This window comes from Caulobacter sp. ErkDOM-C (assembly GCF_048541825.1).
Lineage (GTDB): Bacteria > Pseudomonadota > Alphaproteobacteria > Caulobacterales > Caulobacteraceae > Caulobacter.
This window is the reverse complement of sequence record NZ_CP183332.1, coordinates 1,836,484-1,854,303: the sequence shown is the minus strand read 5'-3', so window position 1 is coordinate 1,854,303 and position 17,820 is coordinate 1,836,484. Positions and strand designations below refer to the sequence as shown.

Genomic DNA, 17,820 nt, shown 5'->3' with positions numbered 1-17,820 from the left:
GATTCGAAGATGACGAACAAAACCTGGCGCATCGGCGTCGCCGGTCTCGGTACGGTTGGCGGTGGCCTTCTGCAGTTCCTGGCCGAGCGCCCCGACTTCGCGCCGGCCGGTGACCGCGCCATCGTCACCGCCGTCTCGGCGCGGTCGCGCTCGCGGCCGCGCGCGACCGACATCTCGGGCCTGACCTGGTTCGACGATCCCGTCGCCCTGGCTGGATCGTCGGATATCGACCTGTTCGTCGAACTGGTCGGCGGTTCGGACGGCCCGGCCAAGGCTGCGGTCGAGACGGCTCTGAAGGCCGGCAAGCCAGTGGTCACCGCCAACAAGGCCCTGATCGCAGAGCATGGCGCCGAGCTGGCGGCTCTGGCCGAAGCCCAGGGCGTGCCGCTGTTGTTCGAGGCGGCTGTCATGGGCGGCGTGCCGGCCGTGAAAATGATGCGCGAGGCTTTGGTCGGCGACGACATCGACTCCGTCGCCGGCATTCTCAACGGCACCTGCAACTTCATCCTCAGCGAGATGGAAAAGACCGGCCGTTCGTTCGCCGACGTGCTGCGCGAGGCTCAGGCCCTGGGCTATGCCGAGGCCGATCCGACCATGGACGTGGGCGGCTTCGACGCCGGCCACAAGATCACCATCCTGGCGGCCCTGGCCTTTGGCTGCGCGCCCAATTTCGCGGCCGCCGAGATCGAGGGCATCGAGGCCGTCGAGCTGCTCGACATCAAGCTGGCCAAGGATCTGGGCTACCGGATCAAGCTCGTCGCCTCGGCTGCGCGCACCGATCACGGCGTGGCGGTGAAGGTGCACCCCTCGCTGGCGCCGCTGGAGCATCCGCTGGCTCAGGCGGGCGGGGCGCTCAACGCTCTGTTCATCGAGGGCCGTCGCGTTGGCCGGATTTTCGTGCAGGGCCCGGGCGCCGGCGCGGGGCCGACCGCCGCCGCCGTGGCCGCCGACATCGCCGATGTGATGACCGGCGCCGTGCGTCCCGTGTTCCAGGCTCCAGCCGGAAACCTCAAGCCGTTCATCGCCGTCGATCCCAGCCGTACGGTGGGCAAGGCCTATCTGCGGATCATGGTCCGCGACGAGCCGGGCGCCATCGCCGCCATCTCCGAAACCCTGGCCGAGTGCGGCGTTTCCATCGACAGCTTCCTGCAAAAGCCCGTCGAGGGTGCGGGCGGCGTGCCGATTGTGCTCGTTACCCATGCGACTCCGGAATCCAATCTCCTCGACGCGATTAGCCGCATCGAAAAACTGCGCGCTGTGCTAGAGCGACCGCGCCTTTTGCGCGTCGCGCGCATCTGAGAACCGCGAAAAGCGGCCGAGAATTTAGCCTGACAAGGCTGGGAGACGTCGATGAGCTCTAAGACCCTGGACCGCTCGCTGGTCCTGGACGCGGTCCGCGTTACCGAAGCCGCCGCCATCGCGTCATGGACCCTGGTCGGGCGCGGCGACGAGATCGCCGCCGATCAGGCCGCCGTAGACGCCATGCGCAACGCGCTGAACGAGCTTGCCATCGACGGCGAAATCGTCATCGGCGAAGGCGAGCGCGACGAAGCGCCGATGCTCTATATCGGCGAGAAGGTCGGCACGGGCAAAGGCCCGGCCATCGACATCGCTCTGGATCCGCTGGAAGGCACGACGCTCGCCGCCAAGGCCATGCCCAATGCCCTGGCCGTGATGGCCTGGGCGCCCAAGGGCACGCTGCTCAACGCGCCCGACACCTATATGGACAAGATCGCCTGCGGGCCGGGTTTGCCGGCCGGCGTGATCGATCTGGACCGCACGCCGGCCGAGAACGTGCTGACCGTCGCCGCCGCCAAGGGCGTCGATCCGTCTCACATCACCGTCTGTGTGCTGGACCGACCGCGCCACGCCGAGATCATCGCCAGCGTCCGCTCGGTCGGTGCGCGGGTCTATCTGATCACCGATGGCGACGTGGCCGGGGTGATCAACACCACCGATCCCTCGACCGGCATCGATCTCTATGTGGGCTCCGGCGGCGCGCCCGAGGGCGTGCTGGCGTGCGCGGCGCTCAAATGCGTCGGCGGTCAGTTCCAGGGCCGGCTGCTGTTCCGCAACAGCGACGAGAAGGCCCGCGCCGCCAAGTGGGGCATTACCGAGCTCGACAAGAAGTACGACCTGCACGACATCGTGCGCGCCGACGCCATCTTTGCGGCCACGGGCGTCACCTGGGGCAATCTGCTGGACGGAGTCACCTACAGGGATGGCTTCGTGCACACCCACACCCTGGTGATGAACTCTTCGACAGGCACGGTCCGCGAAGTGCGAATGAAGCGCCGGGTGTAGGATCGTCACGGGCCAGCGGCTAAGGTCGCGGTGAATCCTCCAAACTTTTCGAGATCCTGAATGACGACGTTGAAAACCCTCGCCGACCACCTGGCCGCCGAGCACACCGCCGACGACGCGGTCAAGGACGTGGTCACCGTGATCGCCGCCGCCTGCGTTCAGATCAGCAGGGTCGTGGCCTCTGGCGCTATCTCCGGCAGCCTGGGCGCGGCGGGGCAGATCAACGTGCAAGATGAAGAGCAGAAGAAGCTCGACATCATCACCAATGACATCCTGCGCGACGCGCTGAAGGCCTGTCCGGCTGTGGCGGGTCTGGCGTCGGAGGAGCTGGAAGAGATCGAGACCACCGGCCGCGCGGGCGGTTTTCTGGTGACCTTCGATCCCCTGGACGGTTCCAGCAACATCGACGTCAACGTCTCGGTGGGGACGATCTTCTCAATCCTGCCGGCCCCGGCGGGCCGTGAGGCGACCGAAGCTGACTTCCTGCTGCCGGGCCGCCGGCAGGTCGCCGCCGGCTATGTCGTCTATGGCCCGCAGACCATGCTGGTCCTGACCCTTTCGAAGGGGGTGTTCGGCTTCACGATGAACGCCGAGGGCCACTGGTTGCTGACCCACGAGACCGTGGCGATCGGCCCTGATACCGCCGAGTTCGCAATCAACATGTCCAACCAGCGTCACTGGGCCGAACCTGTGCGCCGCTATATCGACGGTTGCCTGCAGGGCAAGGACGGCCCGCGCGGCAAGAACTTCAACATGCGCTGGGTGGCCTCGATGGTGGCCGACGTCCACCGCATCCTGATGCGCGGCGGCATCTTCATGTACCCGTGGGACGCCCGCGAGCCTGACAAGCCCGGCAAGCTGCGCCTGCTCTATGAGGCCAATCCGATGGCCCTGATCGTCGAGCGCGCGGGCGGCAAGGCCACCGACGGCAAGACTCCCATCCTCGACCTGCAACCGACCAAACTACACCAGCGCGTGCCGGTGGTGCTGGGCTCGGCCAACGAGGTTGATCTCGTTTCGGCGAGCTAAGCGACCGCGACTGACGTCACCGGGGCGCATGGAGCGAATCCTCCGAAACGGATAAGATCGTCCGATGCGCATCACACCCAAGCCCAGGATCGTCTAGCCATGGCCGACGGTCATGCGCCTATCGATCAGGACCACTTCCTGGGCGTCTCGCGCTCGCTGAGCGGCCGGGCCTGGCGCGAGCGCCCGGGCGATCCCGCCGCGGCGCGCAGCCATCAGCAGGTGCACGGCCTGTCCGAGCCCCTGGCGCGGGCCCTGGCCGCGCGTGGCGTGGGTGTCGATGGGGCCGAGGACTATCTGCGCCCGACCCTGAAGGCGCTGTTTCCTGACCCTTCCAGCTTCACCGACATGGACAGGGCCGCCGAGATCCTGATCGACGCCCTGGAAGCGGGCCGGCCGACCATGGTGTTCGCCGACTATGACGTCGACGGCGCCACCAGCGCCGCCCAACTGGTTCGCTGGTTCCGCCACATGGGCGTCGAGCTGCCGATCTATATTCCCGACCGTCTGACCGAGGGCTATGGCCCCAGCCCGGCGGCCTTCAAGACCATTCGCGACACCGGGGCTGAGCTGGTGGTGACGCTGGACTGCGGCGCGGCGGCCTATGACGCCATCGCCAGCGCCGCCACCATCGGTCTGGAGGTGGTGGTGATCGACCACCACCTGATGCGCGAGGACCCGCCGGCCGCGGCCGCCGTGGTCAATCCCAACCGTCCAGGATGCCAGAGCGGGCAGGGGGTGCTGGCCGCCGCTGGCGTGACCTTCGTGCTGCTGACCGCTCTGAACCGCGAGGCCCGCAAGCGCGGCCTGTTCAGCGACGACCGACCGCAGCCCGATCCGCGCCAGTGGCTGGACCTGGTGGCCATGGGGGAGGTCTGCGACGTCACCCAGCTGGTTGGCTTCAATCGCGCCCTGACGACGCTGGGCCTACGCACCATGTCCCAATGGGGCAATCCGGGTCTGAAGGCCCTGTTCGAGGTCGGCAAGGGCTCTGGACCCGCTTCGGTGTTCCATGCCGGCTTTATCCTGGGGCCGCGCATCAACGCCGGCGGCCGGATCGGGCGTTCGGACCTCGGCGCGCGCCTTTTGTCCACGGATGATCCCGAGGAAGCCCGGATGCTCGCCGAGGAGCTCGACGCCCTCAATACCGAGCGCAAGGCCGTCGAGGCCGGCGTGGTCGAGGAAGCCGCGGCCGTTCTGGAGCGCGGCAGCAACTTCAATCCGGACGCGCCCGTGATTGTGGTGGCGGGGGAGGGGTGGCATCCCGGAGTCATTGGCATCGTCGCCGGCCGCCTGCGCGAGCGCTATCGCAAGCCCGTGGTAGTGATCGGTATCGACCGGGCGGCCAATGTCGGCAAGGGCTCGGGCCGATCGCAACCCGGCGTCAATCTGGGCGCGGCGATCCAGGCGGCGTTCGAGCAAGGCCTACTGATGGCGGGCGGCGGTCACGCCATGGCGGCGGGCCTATCGATTCGTCCTGATTCGATTCCCGAGCTGCGCGCCTTTTTGGAGGAGCGCCTGGCCGGCGAGATGGAGGCTGTCGGCCCCGAGGCCGTCGAGATCGACGCCCTGGTCCAGCCCAAGGGCGCGGATCGCGCGCTCTACGAGGATTTCCAGCGCCTAGCGCCGTTCGGCCCCGGCAATCCCGAGCCGATGTTCGCCCTGACCGGCGTTCGCGCCGACCGGGTGATGGCGCTGAAGGGGGGGCATGTGAAGATGGATCTGGTCGGCCCGACCGGTGAGCGCCTGAAGGCGATTTCCTGGCGCAGCGCCGAAACTGACCTGGGTCGGCGGCTGTTGTCAGGCGGTGGCGCGCTGCACGTCGCCGGCAAGTTGAAGCCCGACGACTATAATGGACGCAACGGTGTTCAGCTGGAGATCGAGGACGCCGCCGACCCTCGCGCCTGTTGATCGCCAACAGCATTTTCAGGTGCTGTCGCCCCGCCTGTGGGTGAACGGAAAAAATGCTTGCCTGCGGGTTGCGCGCCCCAAACGGCGCGGCTATACACCCGCTTCCTCGCGGGGCCGTGGTCCCTTCGTCTATCGGTTAGGACGCCAGATTTTCATTCTGGAGAGAGGGGTTCGACTCCCCTAGGGACTACCACCCGCGAGGCTTTCAAATTTGACTACCGACGATGTCATCATCCCCGGATGGCGATGTGGTCCCTTCGTCTATCGGTTAGGACGCCAGATTTTCATTCTGGAGAGAGGGGTTCGACTCCCCTAGGGACTACCACCAAAAGCTGCATTGGCGGTGCCTGCGGCTGTATTCCAGAATTATTGCCGGATGGTCGCTGCGACGAAATGTCGCGCATCCCCTTCGCGCGCGTGCTTGACGCGAATTCACCATTGACGGCTCTCCTAACGCGAGAACAGTGTTATTCTTGTGGCGCTCGTCCCGTTGGGCTGATTGGGCGAGCCAGAGGGGCGGAATGTCTGGTTACGATTTCGACGCCGTGGGTGCGCACGAAGACCTCGTGCGGATCAGCGGACGCGTAAAATGGTTTGATGTTGGCAAGGGTTACGGGTTCATCGTTCCGGATGATCCTGGTCAGACCGGCCTCAAGGACGTGCTTCTTCACGTGACCTCGCTGCGTAATTGCGGCCGAGAAACCGCGCTTGAGGGCGCTGTGATCGTCTGTGACGTGGTGCGACGCCCCAAGGGGTGGCAGGTCAGTGAGGTGGTCGATCTCGACGAGAGTTCGGCGCCCTCGGCGCTTGAGCGGCCGCGCCGCACCTTCGCCGACGCCGCGCCGCGCCGCGAGCGTGACGGGCTGGGCAGCGGGTTCCGCTCCGGGCTGGACAGCGGCGGCGGGCGTCTGGCCCTCACTCCCGAAGGGCCGGCCGAGCACGCCAAGGTCAAATGGTTCAACCGCACCAAGGGCTACGGCTTCGTGGTGCGCGACGCCGAACCCGGCGACATCTTCGTCCACATCGAGACCCTGCGCCGCGGCGGCCTGGAAGACCTCCAGCCTGGTGATGACGTCCAGGTGCGCTTCGCCAAGGGGCCCAAGGGCCTGGTCGTGGCCGAGATCACGCCGGGCGACGCCTGACTTTGGCCATCCAGGTCCGCCATTCCGTCGCTGGACCCGTGGCGCTAGGCTGCGTGTCCGGCGGAATGGCGAGCGGGGATTGTAAGTGGCGGTAATCTGCGAACCGGGACGACGGGCGGTGCTTGTGGCGCTGCTGACTGGCGCTTTGCTGACCAGCGAGGTCGCTGTCGCCAAGCCCGCAGGCAAGCTCGAGGCCGTGGAGGTCCTGACCTCCAAAGGCCGCGCGCGCTTTCAGGTCGAGATCGCCGCGACGCATGCCGAGCAGCAGCGGGGGTTGATGTTCCGCAAGGCCTTGGCGGCTGATCGGGGCATGCTTTTTACTTATGCCAAGCCGCAGCCCGCCGCGTTCTGGATGAAGAACACGCTCATCCCGCTGGATATCATCTACATCGCGCCCAACGGACGCGTTCTGTCGATCGTCCGCAACGCGCAGCCCCACAACGAAATGCCATTGCCTTCGGGCGGTCCGATCCTGGGCGTTCTGGAGATTGCCGGCGGCCGTGCGGCGCAGCTTGGCATCCTGCCCGGCGACAAGGTCCTGCACCGGATCTTCCCGAAAAACTGATCGGTTCTGCGATTGTCGCCGTTCCCGTTTGATCCGGACGACGAACCCTTGTAGAGCACGCCCCTGCCGATGTGTCGGAGCGTAGCGCAGCCTGGTAGCGCATCTGGTTTGGGACCAGAGGGTCGCAGGTTCGAATCCTGCCGCTCCGACCATCGGCTAAAGACTGGAGAGGTTCATGCTGGCCCGCATCTATCGCCCCGCCAAGACCGCCATGCAGTCCGGCAAGGCCAAGACCAAGGATTGGGTTCTGGAATTCGAACCCACCTCGGCGCGCCGTTCAGACCCCCTGATGGGCTGGACCCAGTCGAGCGACATGAATGGGCAGGTTCGCCTGACCTTCGAAACCCGCGAAGAAGCGGTGGCCTACGCCCAGCACAACGGTCTGGCTTTCCAGCTGTTCGAACCCAAGACTCCCAAGCGCATCATCAAGGCCTATGCCGATAACTTCGCGGCTGGTCGCAGACAGCCCTGGACGCACTAGCGTTCGCGCACTGAGGCTTCCCGGTTCGCGCCCTTAGCTCAGTTGGATAGAGCACTCGCCTTCTAAGCGAGCGGTCGCTGGTTCGAATCCAGCAGGGCGCGCCACCCCGATGCCAGGGCGCGCAACGGGGAGGGGGCCTCCTGTCACATCAGGGTTTCGGGGCATTGGCCTCAGGCGACCGGCGGGCTCTACGCCCCTCGACTAGTATCAAGCGCTGAGCGCGTCGCGCCATGGAGCCAGGCTCGCATCGGCTCTAAGGTCCACGGGACTTGACGTTCGTTTGGAGTTTCCGATGTGTCGCGTCCGCACAACGACCAAGCGTGTTCCGGCGGCAATCGGCGTGCAAACAGCTGGTGGTTCGAAATCTAATTTGCGCGATCGTGAAGAAAACTCGGATTTCCCGAAAAACTCTGGAGCCTCGCACGCAGAGTAGCAACAGCCACGCACATTGTTCGTCTAATTAGTATTATCAGAAATATAATGTATGGTTCCGGTCTGAGTTCGATGACTGTCTGCTCGATAAGGCTTCATGCGGCCTTCAAGCCGCAGCGATGATCGACAGAAAATCGGCGGCCTTGAGTGAGGCTCCTCCGACCAGCGCGCCCCCGACCTCGGCCGCGCGGAGAATTTCCGCCGCGTTGTCGGGCTTGACCGAGCCGCCATAGAGAATCGGCGGCGCCTTGCCGTTTTCGCCGAACATCGAGATCAACTGGGCCCGGATCGACGCATGCATCTCTTCAATGTCGGCGATCGTCGCCGTGCGGCCGGTACCAATGGCCCAGATCGGCTCGTAAGCGATCGAGAAGGCCTGTCCTGCCAGAGCGGCCGGCAGTGATTCGCGTATCTGGGCGGTCACAACCTGCAGCGCCGAGCCGGCTTCGCGCCGAGCGAGGCTTTCTCCGACGCAGATGATCGGTTCGAGTCCGGTCGCCAGGGCGGCCTCGACCTTGGCGGCCACCAGGGCGCTGGTCTCGCCATGATCCTCGCGCCGCTCGGAATGGCCCAGAATGACCAGCGCGGCGCCGGCGTCGACCAGCATGGCCGCAGCGATGTCGCCCGTATGGGCGCCGTTGGTCCCTACATGGCAATCTTGCCCTCCGGTCAGAACGCTTGACCCTTCCAGCGCCTGACTCAGGCGGTGCAGCAGGGTCGCCGGCGGGCAGATCGCCACTCGGGTCGCTGCGGGCCTGGCGTCAAGGCCTCCGGCCACGGCGCGGGCCTCGTCCAGGGCCTGGGCAAGGCCGTTCATCTTCCAGTTGCCGGCGATCAAAGGCCGGGGTTTCAGGCTTGAAAGGGTCATGCAGAAGCTCTTGACCTCGCTCGCCCATGGGAAGTCAAGACCGCCGTGGCTTGCCCCCTCGCCCCCCGCTCTACTATACCCGCTGCTCGCGCCCGCAGCGTCGCTTCAGGCTCACGCCTGCTGCGCCGACGCACGCGGTAAGTCAGGAAGGTTTTCCAAGTCATGCTCGCCGGTTTCCGCACCTTCGCCAAATCGCCCTTCGCGGTGATCCTCTTCGGCCTGCTGATCGTCAGCTTCGCCGTGTTCGGGATCAGCGACGTGTTCAATGGACCGCGCCTTTCGGGCGTCGTCGCTGCGGGATCGCGTTCAGTCTCGGCGGCGGACTTCAAGACCCGCTACGAGAACTACCGCAAGGAAACCGAGCGCCGCTCGGGCGAGGCCCTGACGCCCGACCAGGCCGTCGAACGCGGCGTTGACCGCCAGATCCTGCAGGAAGTGGCGCTGCAGGAATCGATGTCCGAGGTGATCCGCAAGTTCGGCATCCATCCGTCGGACAAGCTGATCGGCAACGTCGTGCGAGAGCAGATGAGCAACCTGCACCCCAGCCAGCGCCCGTTCGATCCGATCACCGGCAAGTTCGATCCGAAGATGTACGAGGCTCTGCTGCGCGAAAACGGCATGACGCCCGACAGCTATCAGGTCTCGCTCAGCGATGAGATCGCCCAGACCCATGTCTTCACCGGCGTCGCCAATGGCCTGCATGCGCCGCGCATCTATGGCGCCCTGCAGGCGGCCTATGGTCTGGAGAGCCGCGACCTGGCGGCCTTTGCGATCAATCCGGCCACTGTCGGGCGTCCGGCCGATCCGACCGACGCCCAGTTGAACGCCTTCATGAAGCAGAACGCCGAGCGCCTGACGCGCCCCGAGACCCGCGTCCTGTCGATCATGCGCGTCAGCGCCCAGGCTCTGGAGCCGTCGGTGACCATTAACCCGGCCGACGTCCAGAAGACCTTCGATTTCCGCAAGGACACCCTCGCGACCCCGGAAACCCGCTCGCTCGTCCAGATCGTCGCCCCCGACGCCAAGGCCGCCGCCGTCATCGCCCAGCGCCTGGCCAAGGGCGACCAGCCGGCCGTGGTGGCCAGCGCCTATGGCAAGCAGCCGGTGATCATCAACGACAAGCCCAAGTCGGCCCTGCCCGACCGCAAGGTTGCCGACACCGCCTTCAGCCTGGCCGCCGGCCAGGTCAGCGCCCCGATCGCCGGCAGCCTGGGCATTTCGGTCGTCAAGGTGACCAAGGTCACCCCCGGCGCAGTCGCCAGCCTGGACAGCGTGCGCCCGCAGATCGAGGCCGAACTTCTGGCTCAGGGCGCGCAGGCCAAGGCCTATGACCAGACCCAGACCTATCAGGACGCCCACGACGCAGGCTCCGACTTGATTGCCGCCGCCACCAAGGCCGGCGCCATGGTGATGACCACCTCGCCGATCACCGCCCAGGGCGCTGACCAGACCGGGCAACCGATCCCGGGCCTGACCCCGGACATGCTCAAGACCGCCTTTGACCTGAGCTCGGGCGGCGAGAGCGAACTGGTCGAGATCGGCAAGGGCGAATACTACGCCGTCAAGGTCGAGAAGGTCATCCCGGCCGCCCTGCCCGCCCTGGCCGATGTTCGTCCGCAACTGGCCCAGGTGTGGCTGCAGAACGAGATGACCACGCGCCTTCAAGCCAAGGCCGAGGCCTTCGCCGCCCGCGTCAAGAAGGGTGAGTCGATGGACGCCGTCGCCGCAGCGGCCGGCTCCAGGGTCCAGCGCGTACCGGGCATCAGCCGCGAGAACGCCCAGCAGCATCAGGGCTTAGGCCGTGACCTGCTGCTGGCCACGTTCAACGCCAAGCCGGGCGAAGTGTTCAGCTCGCGGGCCGGTCAGATGGCCTTCGTGGTCGCCAAGCTGGAAACCGTACGCCCGGGCAAGATCGCCGACATGGCCCGCATCACCCAGATGATGCGTCCACAGCTCGACAGCGGCCTGATGCGCGACCTGGGCGAGGCCGCGCGCCTGGGCGCTCAGGCCAGCCTGAAGACCAAGACCAACCTGACCCTGGCCCGTCAGGTCATTGGCGTCGACACCGACGCCCTGGCCAAGGCCGAGGCCGCCAAGACGGGCAATGCAAAGAAATGAGCCTTGAGCCCGCCTTTGACGCCTTTGCCCAGGCTTACGATGCCGGTCAGCCCCAGGTCGTCTGGACCCGGTTGATTGACGATCTCGAGACCCCGGTCTCGGCCTATCTGAAGATCGGACAGGGCAAGCCTTATGCCTTCCTGTTCGAAAGCGTCGAGGGCGGCGCCTGGCGCGGCCGATACTCCATCGTGGCGATGAAGCCAGACTTCGTCTGGCGCTGTCGCGGCGACCAGGCCGAGATCGCCGAAGGCGACGCCATCGCCCGGGGCGAGTTCACGCCCCAGGCCGGCGGCGCGTTGGACAGCCTGCGCGACCTGATCGCCGCCTCGCGTATCGAGCTGCCCAAGGGCCTGCCGCCTATGGCCGCCGGGGTGTTTGGCGCGCTGGGCTACGACATGGTGCGGCTGGCCGAGCGTCTGCCCGACATCAATGAAGACACCACCGGCCTGCCTGACGGCATCATGACCCGGCCCTCGATCGTGGCCGTGTTCGACGCCATCGCCCAGGAGATCATCCTGGTCACGACCGTGCGTCCGCTGGCCAGCGTCTCCGCTGAAGACGCGCACCACGCCGCTCGGGCCCGCATCGAGACGGTGATGGCCGACCTGCGCCGGCCGCTGGCCCATGACGCGCCCCGCAAGGGCCATGCGCCGATCGCGTTCACTACGCCGGTCAGCCGCGAGGACTATGCGGTCGTGGTCGAGAAGGCCAAGGCGTACATTCGGGCCGGCGACATCTTCCAGGTGGTGCCCAGCCACCGCTTCCGCGCGCCGTTCGACCTGGATCCGTTCGCGCTCTACCGCTCGCTGCGCCGGACCAACCCGTCGCCGTTTCTGTTTTTCCTCAATCTAGATGGCTGCCACCTGGTGGGCTCAAGCCCAGAGATCCTGGTGCGGCTTCGCGACGGCAAGATCACCATCCGCCCGATCGCCGGCACCCGCCCCCGCGGCGCGACGCCGGAAGAGGATCTGGCGCTGGAAGCCGAGCTGCTGGCCGACCCCAAGGAGCGCGCCGAGCATCTGATGCTGCTGGACCTGGGCCGCAACGACGTCGGCCGCGTCTCGATGCTGAAGCAGGCGGGCAAGAACGAGCCTGCCAAGCCGCACCAAGGTCCGCGCGTCAAGGTGACCGAGAGCTTCAAGGTCGAGCGCTACAGCCACGTCATGCACATCGTCTCCAATGTCGAGGGGGTCGCGCCCGAAGGTGTTGATCCGGTCGACGTGCTGATGGCCGCCCTCCCCGCCGGCACGCTGTCGGGCGCGCCCAAGGTGCGGGCCATGGAGATCATCGACGAGCTGGAGATCGAGAAGCGCGGCCTCGGCTATGCCGGGGCCGTGGGCTATATCGGCGCCGATGGCTCGGTCGATACCTGCATCGTGCTGCGCACGGCGCTGGTCAAGGACGGCATGATGTACGTGCAGGCCGGCGGCGGCGTGGTCGCCGACAGCGATCCTGACGCCGAATATGACGAGACCCTGCACAAGTCCCGCGCCCTCAAACGCGCCGCCGAAGAGGCCTGGCGCTTCGCCTAATACCCCAGGCGGTCAGCCGGCAGATGCTGGGTGACCGCCGGCGGGGCTAAAACCATCACCGTGGCGAAGCTGAGCGCGCAGAACGCGGCGAAGGCCGCCGCCGCCAGGACGGGCGCCATCTTCTGGCGACGCTCTCTTGGCCGCAGCAGAGCGCGGGCATAGGCGATGGCGACCGGATCGAGGGCGGAATCAGACGAGACCATGCCTCAATCATGCCCCACGCCAAGCGATCTGTAATCGCCTTAAGCCTTTCTCGCGCTCAAATGCCGCAAACCCCCTCCCGCTTCCGGTCCGGCCGTTCTAGAAGCTAGGTCATGATCCTGGTCATCGATAACTACGACAGCTTCACCTACAACCTCGTGCATTACCTGAACGAGCTTGGGGCCGAGACGCTGGTCCATCGCAACGACGACCTGACGGTGCAGCAGGCCCTTGCGCTGCGCCCGTCCGCGATCCTGCTGTCGCCCGGCCCCAAGGCGCCGGACCAGGCCGGAATCTGCCTGCCCCTGCTGCGCGCCGCGCCGGAAGACATGCCGATTCTGGGCGTTTGCCTGGGCCATCAGGCTATCGGCCAGGCCTATGGCGGCGAGGTGATCCGCGCCAAGGAAGTGATGCACGGCAAGACCAGCCCCATCCACCACGCAGACAAGGGCATCTTCAAGGGGCTGCCCAACCCCTTCACCGCAACCCGATATCACAGCCTGGCCATCCGCCGCGAAGATCTGCCGCCCGAGCTGGAGGTCACCGCCTGGACCGACGACGGCGAGATCATGGGCGTGCAGCACCGCACCCGCCCGGTGCATGGCGTGCAGTTCCACCCCGAGTCGATCGCCACCGAGGGCGGCCACCAGATGCTGGCCAATTTCATCGATCTGGCCGGCGTGAAACGCGACGCGGCGGTCTGGGTCTAGGCGCAGCATGTCCGATACCTTCAAGCCGCTGCTGGCCAAGCTGGCCGACGGCCAGAACCTTTCCGAGGATGACGCCGAAGTCTTCTTCAGCGCCTGCCTGCGCGGCGAGCCGACCCCGGCCCAGATCGGCGCCGCGGTAACCGCCATGCGTCTGCGCGGCGAGACGGTGGGCGAGATCGCCGCCTGCGCCCGCGCCATGCGCCGCGCCGCCGTCATGCTGGACCATCCCTATGACGTCATCGACGTCTGCGGCACCGGCGGCGACGGCCTGCATACCCTCAACATCTCCACCGCCGTCGGCTTCGTGGCGGCGGGCGGCGGCCTGAAGGTGGCCAAGCACGGCAATCGCGCCGTGACCTCGAAATCCGGCACCGCCGACGTCCTGGCCGCCCTTGGCGTCAATATCGACGCCAGCCGAGAGCAGCAGCGCAAGGCTCTGGACGACGCCGGCATCTGCTTCATGTTCGCCCAGGCTCACCACGGGGCGATGAAGCATGTCGCGCCGATCCGCCAGCAACTGGGTTTCCGCACCATCTTCAATCTGCTGGGCCCGCTAACCAATCCGGCCGGCGCGAAACGTCAGGTCATGGGCGTCTCGGCCCCGCGCTTCGTCGAGCCCATCGCCCGCGCCCTGGGCGTCCTGGGCGCCGAGCGCGCCTGGTCGGTGCACGGCCAGGGTATGGACGAGCTGACCACCACCGGCGAGACCGAGGTAGCCGAATGGCGCGATGGCGTTGTGCGCTTCTTCACGATCACCCCGGAAGCCGTGGGCCTGCCCCGCGCTTCGCTGGCCGACCTGACCGGCGGCGAGCCCGATTTCAACGCCGCCGCCCTCACCCGGCTGCTGGATGGTGAAAAGGGCGCCTATCGCGACATCGTCCTTCTGAACGCCGCCGCCGCCTTCCTGGTCGCCGACAAGGTCGAGACCCTGGTCGAAGGCATCGAAGCCGCTGCAGCCTCTATCGACAGCGGCGCGGCCAAGGCGGCCCTGGCCGGCCTGGTCAAGGCCACCAACACCGAACTGGCAAGCGCATGACCGACATCCTGGCCAAGATCGCCGCCTACAAGCGCGATGAGGTCACCGATCGCAAGCGCCGCCGCACCCAGGCCGCGCTCGATAACGCCGCGCGCAACGCCTCGTCGCCGCGCGGCTTCAAGACGGCGCTGAAGCACGGTCATGCGTCCGGCAAGCTGGCCCTGATCGCCGAGATCAAGAAGGCCTCGCCGTCCAAGGGCCTGATCCGCGCTGACTTTGATCCGCCGGCCCTGGCCCGCGCCTACGAGACCGGCGGCGCGTCCTGCCTGTCGGTGCTCACCGACGGGCCCAGCTTTCAGGGCGCCGATCCCTATCTGATCGACGCTCGCGCCGCTGTCAGCCTGCCCTGTATCCGCAAGGATTTTCTGGTCGATCCCTGGCAGGTCTCGGAGAGCCGCGCCTTGGGCGCCGACGCCATCCTGGTGATCCTGGCGATGATCGACGACGTTCTGGCCGCCGAGCTGATGAGCGAGGCCGAGCGCCTGGGCATGGACGCTCTGGTCGAGGTGCATGACGAGGCCGAGATGGCCCGCGCCGGCGAACTGGGCGCGACCCTGGTGGGCATCAACAACCGCGACCTGAAGAGCTTCGTCGTTGATCTGGCCGTCACCGAGCGCCTGGCCGCCCAGGCCCCGATAGGCGCCCTGCTGGTCACCGAAAGCGGCATTTTCACGCACGACGACGTCGTGCGGATGGAAGCGGCCGGCGCCACGGCGATGCTGGTTGGCGAAAGCCTGATGCGGCAGGCCAATGTCGCCGAGGCCACCCGCGTCCTGCTGGGCTGACACCACACTGGGTAAGGCCGGTCTGGCGTTTTGACGCGGCTCCGCCCAAAGTATCTTCACTAACAACCGGCCCGCCAAAGCGGCCGGAATCATTCCGGGAGGATCTCGAATGCACTGGATCGCCCGGGTCGTGAACTGGTCGCTGGTCGCCTTCTTCAAGCATGAAGGCTGGACCATTGAGGGCGCCGCCCCGACGACGACCCGAAAGTTCGTGATCATCGCCGCGCCCCATACCAGCAACTGGGACTTCGTCTATTTCCTGGGCGCAGCCGACGCCCTGAACCTCAAGCTCAGCTTCATGGGCAAGATCTCGCTGTTCCGCTGGCCTTTCGCGCGCCTGATGCGCGATCTGGGCGGCGTGCCGGTCGACCGTTCGCGCTCGGGCGACACCGTCCAGGCCATGGCCGACGAGTTCGCGCGCCGTGACGAGTTTATGCTGACGATTGCGCCGGAAGGCACGCGCGGCAAGGCCAAGCAATGGAAGACCGGCTTCTACAATATAGCCCTCAAGGCCGGCGTGCTGATCGTGCCGGCCAAGATGGACTACAGGCGCAAGGTGGTGGCCCTGGGGCAGGCCGTCATGCCGTCGGGCGACTATGACAAGGACATGGCCCAATTTGCCGTCTTCTATCGCGACTGCACGCCCCGGCACCCGGAACGGGCGACGGCGCTCTAGGAAGCCCCGCCACGATTTGGCCAAGCTCCGCCCCGCATTCTGTGGCCGATCTCAGCCACAAGGGGTGACCATGGACTCGCGGCGCAACACAACCTTCCTGGCAGAGTCGCTGGACTGGGCGCGCTTCGTCGCCCTGACGCTGGCCATCATGCTGGTCCCACGAACAGTGCTGGCCCAGCCCTTCATGATCCCGTCCGGCTCGATGGAGCCCACCCTAGAGATCGGCGACCGGATACTGGTCGCCAAATACGCCTATGGCTGGAGCCGCCACTCCATCCCGTTCAGCCCACCCGTCGGACATGGCCGGCTACTCGGCCACGCCCCCGAGCGCGGCGACATCGTGGTGTTCAAGAAGCCTGGCGATGGCCGCACCGACATCATCAAGCGTCTGATTGGCCTGCCTGGTGACCAGATCCAGGTGCGCGGCGGCGTCGTCCTGCTCAACGGCAAACCGGTGAGCCAGGAGCCGCTGGGGCTACGGGTGAAGGGCGATGACGGCTATCCAGTGGTGGTTGAAGAGGTCGCTGAGACCCTTCCCAACGGACGAGTCTACGTTACCCACTCCGAGGGCCCGCGCACGGCGGCAGCCAATACGGGCGTCTATGTCGTACCGGAAGGCTGCTATTTCATGATGGGCGATAATCGCGACAACTCTGTCGACAGCCGCTTCGATCCGGGTCCGATTCGCAAGGGCGACGCCGTCTGCGCCTGGAACAGCGACCTGGATCAACACCTGCCGCCTGAAACCGGCATGGGCTTCGTGCCGGCCGAGAATCTGGTCGGTCGCGCCGAGCGCGTGCTGTTTTCGTGGGATGCCAGCAAGGGGCCACGCTGGAGCCGCACTTTCAAAAGCCTCATCGCGCCGGCGGCATGATCCGAATCACGACGGCGATTCGGGGGTCTTTCAGTCTCAACCCGCTGCGGCCACCGCCGTTCTGAGCGGTTCGACATTGGCCGGCGGCGCGATCTTGCGGCCGATGGTCCAGTGGGATTGCCCGCAAACCGTGGGATTGGCCGCTGACCGGATCTCGCCCGTGCTGTCGATCGCGACGACCCAGATCAGGTGATGTTCCTGACCGTAGGCGATGACCGCAAAGGCAAATCCGGCTCCCTTGCCCTCGACCGATACCGGCACGGTCGGGTTCAACTGTCTGTAGCGCCTGGCTGACGCCCCTCTGAAAATCGTCAGCCACCAACGAATGTCGAACGGTTCGCGTTCCTGCGTCGTCAACTTGACATTAAGAAAGAACGCCTAGAGAACATCGACAAGGTTTGCGGTTTGTTCCGCGTCTTTGTCGAGGTCGAGATGCTCACGCGCAAGCAGCACGAGCTGCTGATGTTCATCCACGAACGCATCAAGGAGAGCGGCGTCTCGCCGTCCTTCGACGAGATGAAGGAGGCGCTAGATCTGGCGTCGAAGTCGGGTATCCACCGACTGATCACGGCGCTTGAAGAGCGCGGTTTCATTCGCCGGCTGGCCCACCGGGCCCGGGCGCTGGAGGTGGTCAAGCTGCCGCAACAGGCGACGACCGCCTCGCCGCCCAAGGGGCGCGGGACGTTCAAGCCGCAGGTGTTGGAAGGCGGTGGCGGGGCTCCCCCCTCCAGCAGCGGCGCCACGTCAGCGCCGGCCAATGACAGCCGCGACTTGCCGATCCTGGGCAAGATCGCCGCCGGTACGCCCATCGACGCCATCCAGCACGAACGCGACCGTCTGCCTGTCCCCGAGTCGATGCTGGGCAGCGGCGAACACTATGTGCTCGAGGTGCAGGGTGACTCGATGATCGAGGCTGGCATTCTCGACGGCGACTATGTGATCATCAAGAAGGGCGACACCGCCACCTCGGGCGAGATCGTCGTCGCCCTGGTCGGCGAGGAAGCCACCCTCAAGCGCCTGCGCAAGAAGGGCGGCTCAATCGCCCTGGAAGCTGCGAACCCGAAGTACGAGACGCGGATCTTTGGTCCGGACCAGGTTGAAGTGCAGGGCAAGCTGGTTGGGCTTATTCGCCGGTATCACTAAAGGCTCGGTTAGAGCT

Annotated in this window: 18 protein-coding genes and 4 tRNA genes; 19 read left to right on the top strand and 3 right to left on the bottom strand. The window is 66.3% G+C overall.

The window, feature by feature from the left end; genetic code table 11:
* Positions 1-9 precede the first annotated feature (9 nt).
* The 11 genes from ACN2C8_RS09070 (at position 10) to ACN2C8_RS09020 (ending at position 7,533) form a co-directional block, all read left to right on the top strand.
* A complete protein-coding gene (locus tag ACN2C8_RS09070; RefSeq protein WP_419255594.1) occupies positions 10-1,299 on the top strand; it encodes a homoserine dehydrogenase in 1,290 nt (429 codons plus the stop codon).
* 51 nt (positions 1,300-1,350) lie between these two features.
* Positions 1,351-2,304, top strand: a complete 954-nt coding sequence (gene glpX, locus ACN2C8_RS09065) for a class II fructose-bisphosphatase (protein WP_419255593.1) — start codon at positions 1,351-1,353, stop codon at positions 2,302-2,304.
* 60 nt (positions 2,305-2,364) lie between these two features.
* A complete protein-coding gene (locus ACN2C8_RS09060; RefSeq protein ID WP_419255592.1) occupies positions 2,365-3,333 on the top strand; it encodes a class 1 fructose-bisphosphatase in 969 nt (322 codons plus the stop codon).
* Between the two features lie 99 nt (positions 3,334-3,432).
* Positions 3,433-5,241 carry a single-stranded-DNA-specific exonuclease RecJ gene (recJ, locus tag ACN2C8_RS09055; RefSeq protein WP_419255591.1) on the top strand — a complete coding sequence of 603 codons (1,809 nt, stop codon included), beginning with the start codon at positions 3,433-3,435 and terminating at the stop codon, positions 5,239-5,241.
* A gap of 118 nt (positions 5,242-5,359) precedes the next feature.
* Positions 5,360-5,434: transfer RNA gene (locus ACN2C8_RS09050), tRNA-Glu, on the top strand.
* A 57-nt stretch (positions 5,435-5,491) separates the two neighbouring features.
* A tRNA-Glu gene (locus ACN2C8_RS09045) sits at positions 5,492-5,566 on the top strand.
* Positions 5,567-5,762: 196 nt separating this feature from the next.
* Positions 5,763-6,383 (top strand): stationary phase survival cold shock domain protein CspD, encoded by a 621-nt coding sequence (gene cspD, locus ACN2C8_RS09040; RefSeq protein WP_419255590.1) that lies wholly within the window; start codon positions 5,763-5,765, stop codon positions 6,381-6,383.
* Positions 6,384-6,468: 85 nt separating this feature from the next.
* A complete protein-coding gene (locus ACN2C8_RS09035) occupies positions 6,469-6,948 on the top strand; it encodes a DUF192 domain-containing protein (protein ID WP_419255589.1) in 480 nt (159 codons plus the stop codon).
* 75 nt (positions 6,949-7,023) lie between these two features.
* Positions 7,024-7,100 (top strand) — tRNA-Pro (locus ACN2C8_RS09030).
* Positions 7,101-7,123: 23 nt separating this feature from the next.
* Positions 7,124-7,429, top strand: a complete 306-nt coding sequence (locus ACN2C8_RS09025; protein ID WP_419255588.1) for an ETC complex I subunit — start codon at positions 7,124-7,126, stop codon at positions 7,427-7,429.
* Positions 7,430-7,456: 27 nt separating this feature from the next.
* Positions 7,457-7,533 (top strand) — tRNA-Arg (locus ACN2C8_RS09020).
* Between the two features lie 434 nt (positions 7,534-7,967).
* Here ACN2C8_RS09020 and tpiA read toward each other — a convergent pair.
* Positions 7,968-8,729, bottom strand: a complete 762-nt coding sequence (gene tpiA / locus ACN2C8_RS09015; RefSeq protein WP_419255587.1) for a triose-phosphate isomerase — start codon at positions 8,727-8,729, stop codon at positions 7,968-7,970.
* A gap of 162 nt (positions 8,730-8,891) precedes the next feature.
* Here tpiA and ACN2C8_RS09010 point away from each other — a divergent pair, with 162 nt between their 5' ends.
* Together ACN2C8_RS09010 and trpE are read left to right on the top strand one after the other, a co-directional pair.
* Positions 8,892-10,847 carry a peptidyl-prolyl cis-trans isomerase gene (locus tag ACN2C8_RS09010; RefSeq protein WP_419255586.1) on the top strand — a complete coding sequence of 652 codons (1,956 nt, stop codon included), beginning with the start codon at positions 8,892-8,894 and terminating at the stop codon, positions 10,845-10,847.
* Complete coding sequence (trpE, locus tag ACN2C8_RS09005; RefSeq protein ID WP_419255585.1) at positions 10,844-12,379, top strand: anthranilate synthase component I; 1,536 nt, start codon at positions 10,844-10,846, stop codon at positions 12,377-12,379. Before ACN2C8_RS09010 ends, trpE begins: the two co-directional genes overlap by 4 nt.
* Here the strand turns inward: trpE and ACN2C8_RS09000 are convergent.
* Complete coding sequence (locus ACN2C8_RS09000) at positions 12,376-12,582, bottom strand: hypothetical protein (RefSeq protein ID WP_419255584.1); 207 nt, start codon at positions 12,580-12,582, stop codon at positions 12,376-12,378. The genes trpE and ACN2C8_RS09000 overlap by 4 nt on opposite strands.
* Before the next feature lie 111 nt (positions 12,583-12,693).
* On the opposite strand from ACN2C8_RS09000, the gene ACN2C8_RS08995 reads away from it, so the two are divergent.
* From ACN2C8_RS08995 to lepB, 5 genes are all read left to right on the top strand, one after another.
* On the top strand, positions 12,694-13,290 hold the full coding sequence (locus ACN2C8_RS08995) for an anthranilate synthase component II (RefSeq protein WP_419255583.1): 597 nt from the start codon (positions 12,694-12,696) through the stop codon (positions 13,288-13,290).
* Positions 13,291-13,297: 7 nt separating this feature from the next.
* A complete protein-coding gene (gene trpD, locus ACN2C8_RS08990) occupies positions 13,298-14,326 on the top strand; it encodes an anthranilate phosphoribosyltransferase (protein WP_419255582.1) in 1,029 nt (342 codons plus the stop codon).
* The gene (gene trpC / locus ACN2C8_RS08985; RefSeq protein WP_419255581.1) at positions 14,323-15,111 is read left to right on the top strand and encodes an indole-3-glycerol phosphate synthase TrpC; all 789 of its coding nucleotides are present in this window, start codon (positions 14,323-14,325) and stop codon (positions 15,109-15,111) included. Before trpD ends, trpC begins: the two co-directional genes overlap by 4 nt.
* A 109-nt stretch (positions 15,112-15,220) precedes the next feature.
* The gene (locus ACN2C8_RS08980) at positions 15,221-15,787 is read left to right on the top strand and encodes a lysophospholipid acyltransferase family protein (RefSeq protein WP_419255580.1); all 567 of its coding nucleotides are present in this window, start codon (positions 15,221-15,223) and stop codon (positions 15,785-15,787) included.
* 70 nt (positions 15,788-15,857) lie between these two features.
* Positions 15,858-16,661 carry a signal peptidase I gene (gene lepB / locus ACN2C8_RS08975; RefSeq protein WP_419255579.1) on the top strand — a complete coding sequence of 268 codons (804 nt, stop codon included), beginning with the start codon at positions 15,858-15,860 and terminating at the stop codon, positions 16,659-16,661.
* 36 nt (positions 16,662-16,697) lie between these two features.
* Here the strand turns inward: lepB and ACN2C8_RS08970 are convergent, their stop codons facing one another.
* The gene (locus tag ACN2C8_RS08970; RefSeq protein WP_419255578.1) at positions 16,698-16,934 is read right to left on the bottom strand and encodes a hypothetical protein; all 237 of its coding nucleotides are present in this window, start codon (positions 16,932-16,934) and stop codon (positions 16,698-16,700) included.
* A gap of 159 nt (positions 16,935-17,093) precedes the next feature.
* Here ACN2C8_RS08970 and lexA point away from each other — a divergent pair, with 159 nt between their 5' ends.
* Complete coding sequence (gene lexA / locus ACN2C8_RS08965) at positions 17,094-17,804, top strand: transcriptional repressor LexA (RefSeq protein ID WP_419255850.1); 711 nt, start codon at positions 17,094-17,096, stop codon at positions 17,802-17,804.
* Positions 17,805-17,820 lie beyond the last annotated feature (16 nt).

Coding starts and splice junctions, on each gene's coding strand:
- ACN2C8_RS09070 (WP_419255594.1), top strand. CDS start 10: ATGACGAACAAAACCTGGCGCATCGGCGTCGCCGGTCTCGGTACGGTT.
- glpX (WP_419255593.1), top strand. CDS start 1,351: ATGAGCTCTAAGACCCTGGACCGCTCGCTGGTCCTGGACGCGGTCCGC.
- ACN2C8_RS09060 (WP_419255592.1), top strand. CDS start 2,365: ATGACGACGTTGAAAACCCTCGCCGACCACCTGGCCGCCGAGCACACC.
- recJ (WP_419255591.1), top strand. CDS start 3,433: ATGGCCGACGGTCATGCGCCTATCGATCAGGACCACTTCCTGGGCGTC.
- cspD (WP_419255590.1), top strand. CDS start 5,763: ATGTCTGGTTACGATTTCGACGCCGTGGGTGCGCACGAAGACCTCGTG.
- ACN2C8_RS09025 (WP_419255588.1), top strand. CDS start 7,124: ATGCTGGCCCGCATCTATCGCCCCGCCAAGACCGCCATGCAGTCCGGC.
- tpiA (WP_419255587.1), bottom strand. CDS start 8,729: ATGACCCTTTCAAGCCTGAAACCCCGGCCTTTGATCGCCGGCAACTGG.
- ACN2C8_RS09010 (WP_419255586.1), top strand. CDS start 8,892: ATGCTCGCCGGTTTCCGCACCTTCGCCAAATCGCCCTTCGCGGTGATC.
- trpE (WP_419255585.1), top strand. CDS start 10,844: ATGAGCCTTGAGCCCGCCTTTGACGCCTTTGCCCAGGCTTACGATGCC.
- ACN2C8_RS09000 (WP_419255584.1), bottom strand. CDS start 12,582: ATGGTCTCGTCTGATTCCGCCCTCGATCCGGTCGCCATCGCCTATGCC.
- ACN2C8_RS08995 (WP_419255583.1), top strand. CDS start 12,694: ATGATCCTGGTCATCGATAACTACGACAGCTTCACCTACAACCTCGTG.
- trpD (WP_419255582.1), top strand. CDS start 13,298: ATGTCCGATACCTTCAAGCCGCTGCTGGCCAAGCTGGCCGACGGCCAG.
- trpC (WP_419255581.1), top strand. CDS start 14,323: ATGACCGACATCCTGGCCAAGATCGCCGCCTACAAGCGCGATGAGGTC.
- ACN2C8_RS08980 (WP_419255580.1), top strand. CDS start 15,221: ATGCACTGGATCGCCCGGGTCGTGAACTGGTCGCTGGTCGCCTTCTTC.
- lepB (WP_419255579.1), top strand. CDS start 15,858: ATGGACTCGCGGCGCAACACAACCTTCCTGGCAGAGTCGCTGGACTGG.
- lexA (WP_419255850.1), top strand. CDS start 17,094: ATGCTCACGCGCAAGCAGCACGAGCTGCTGATGTTCATCCACGAACGC.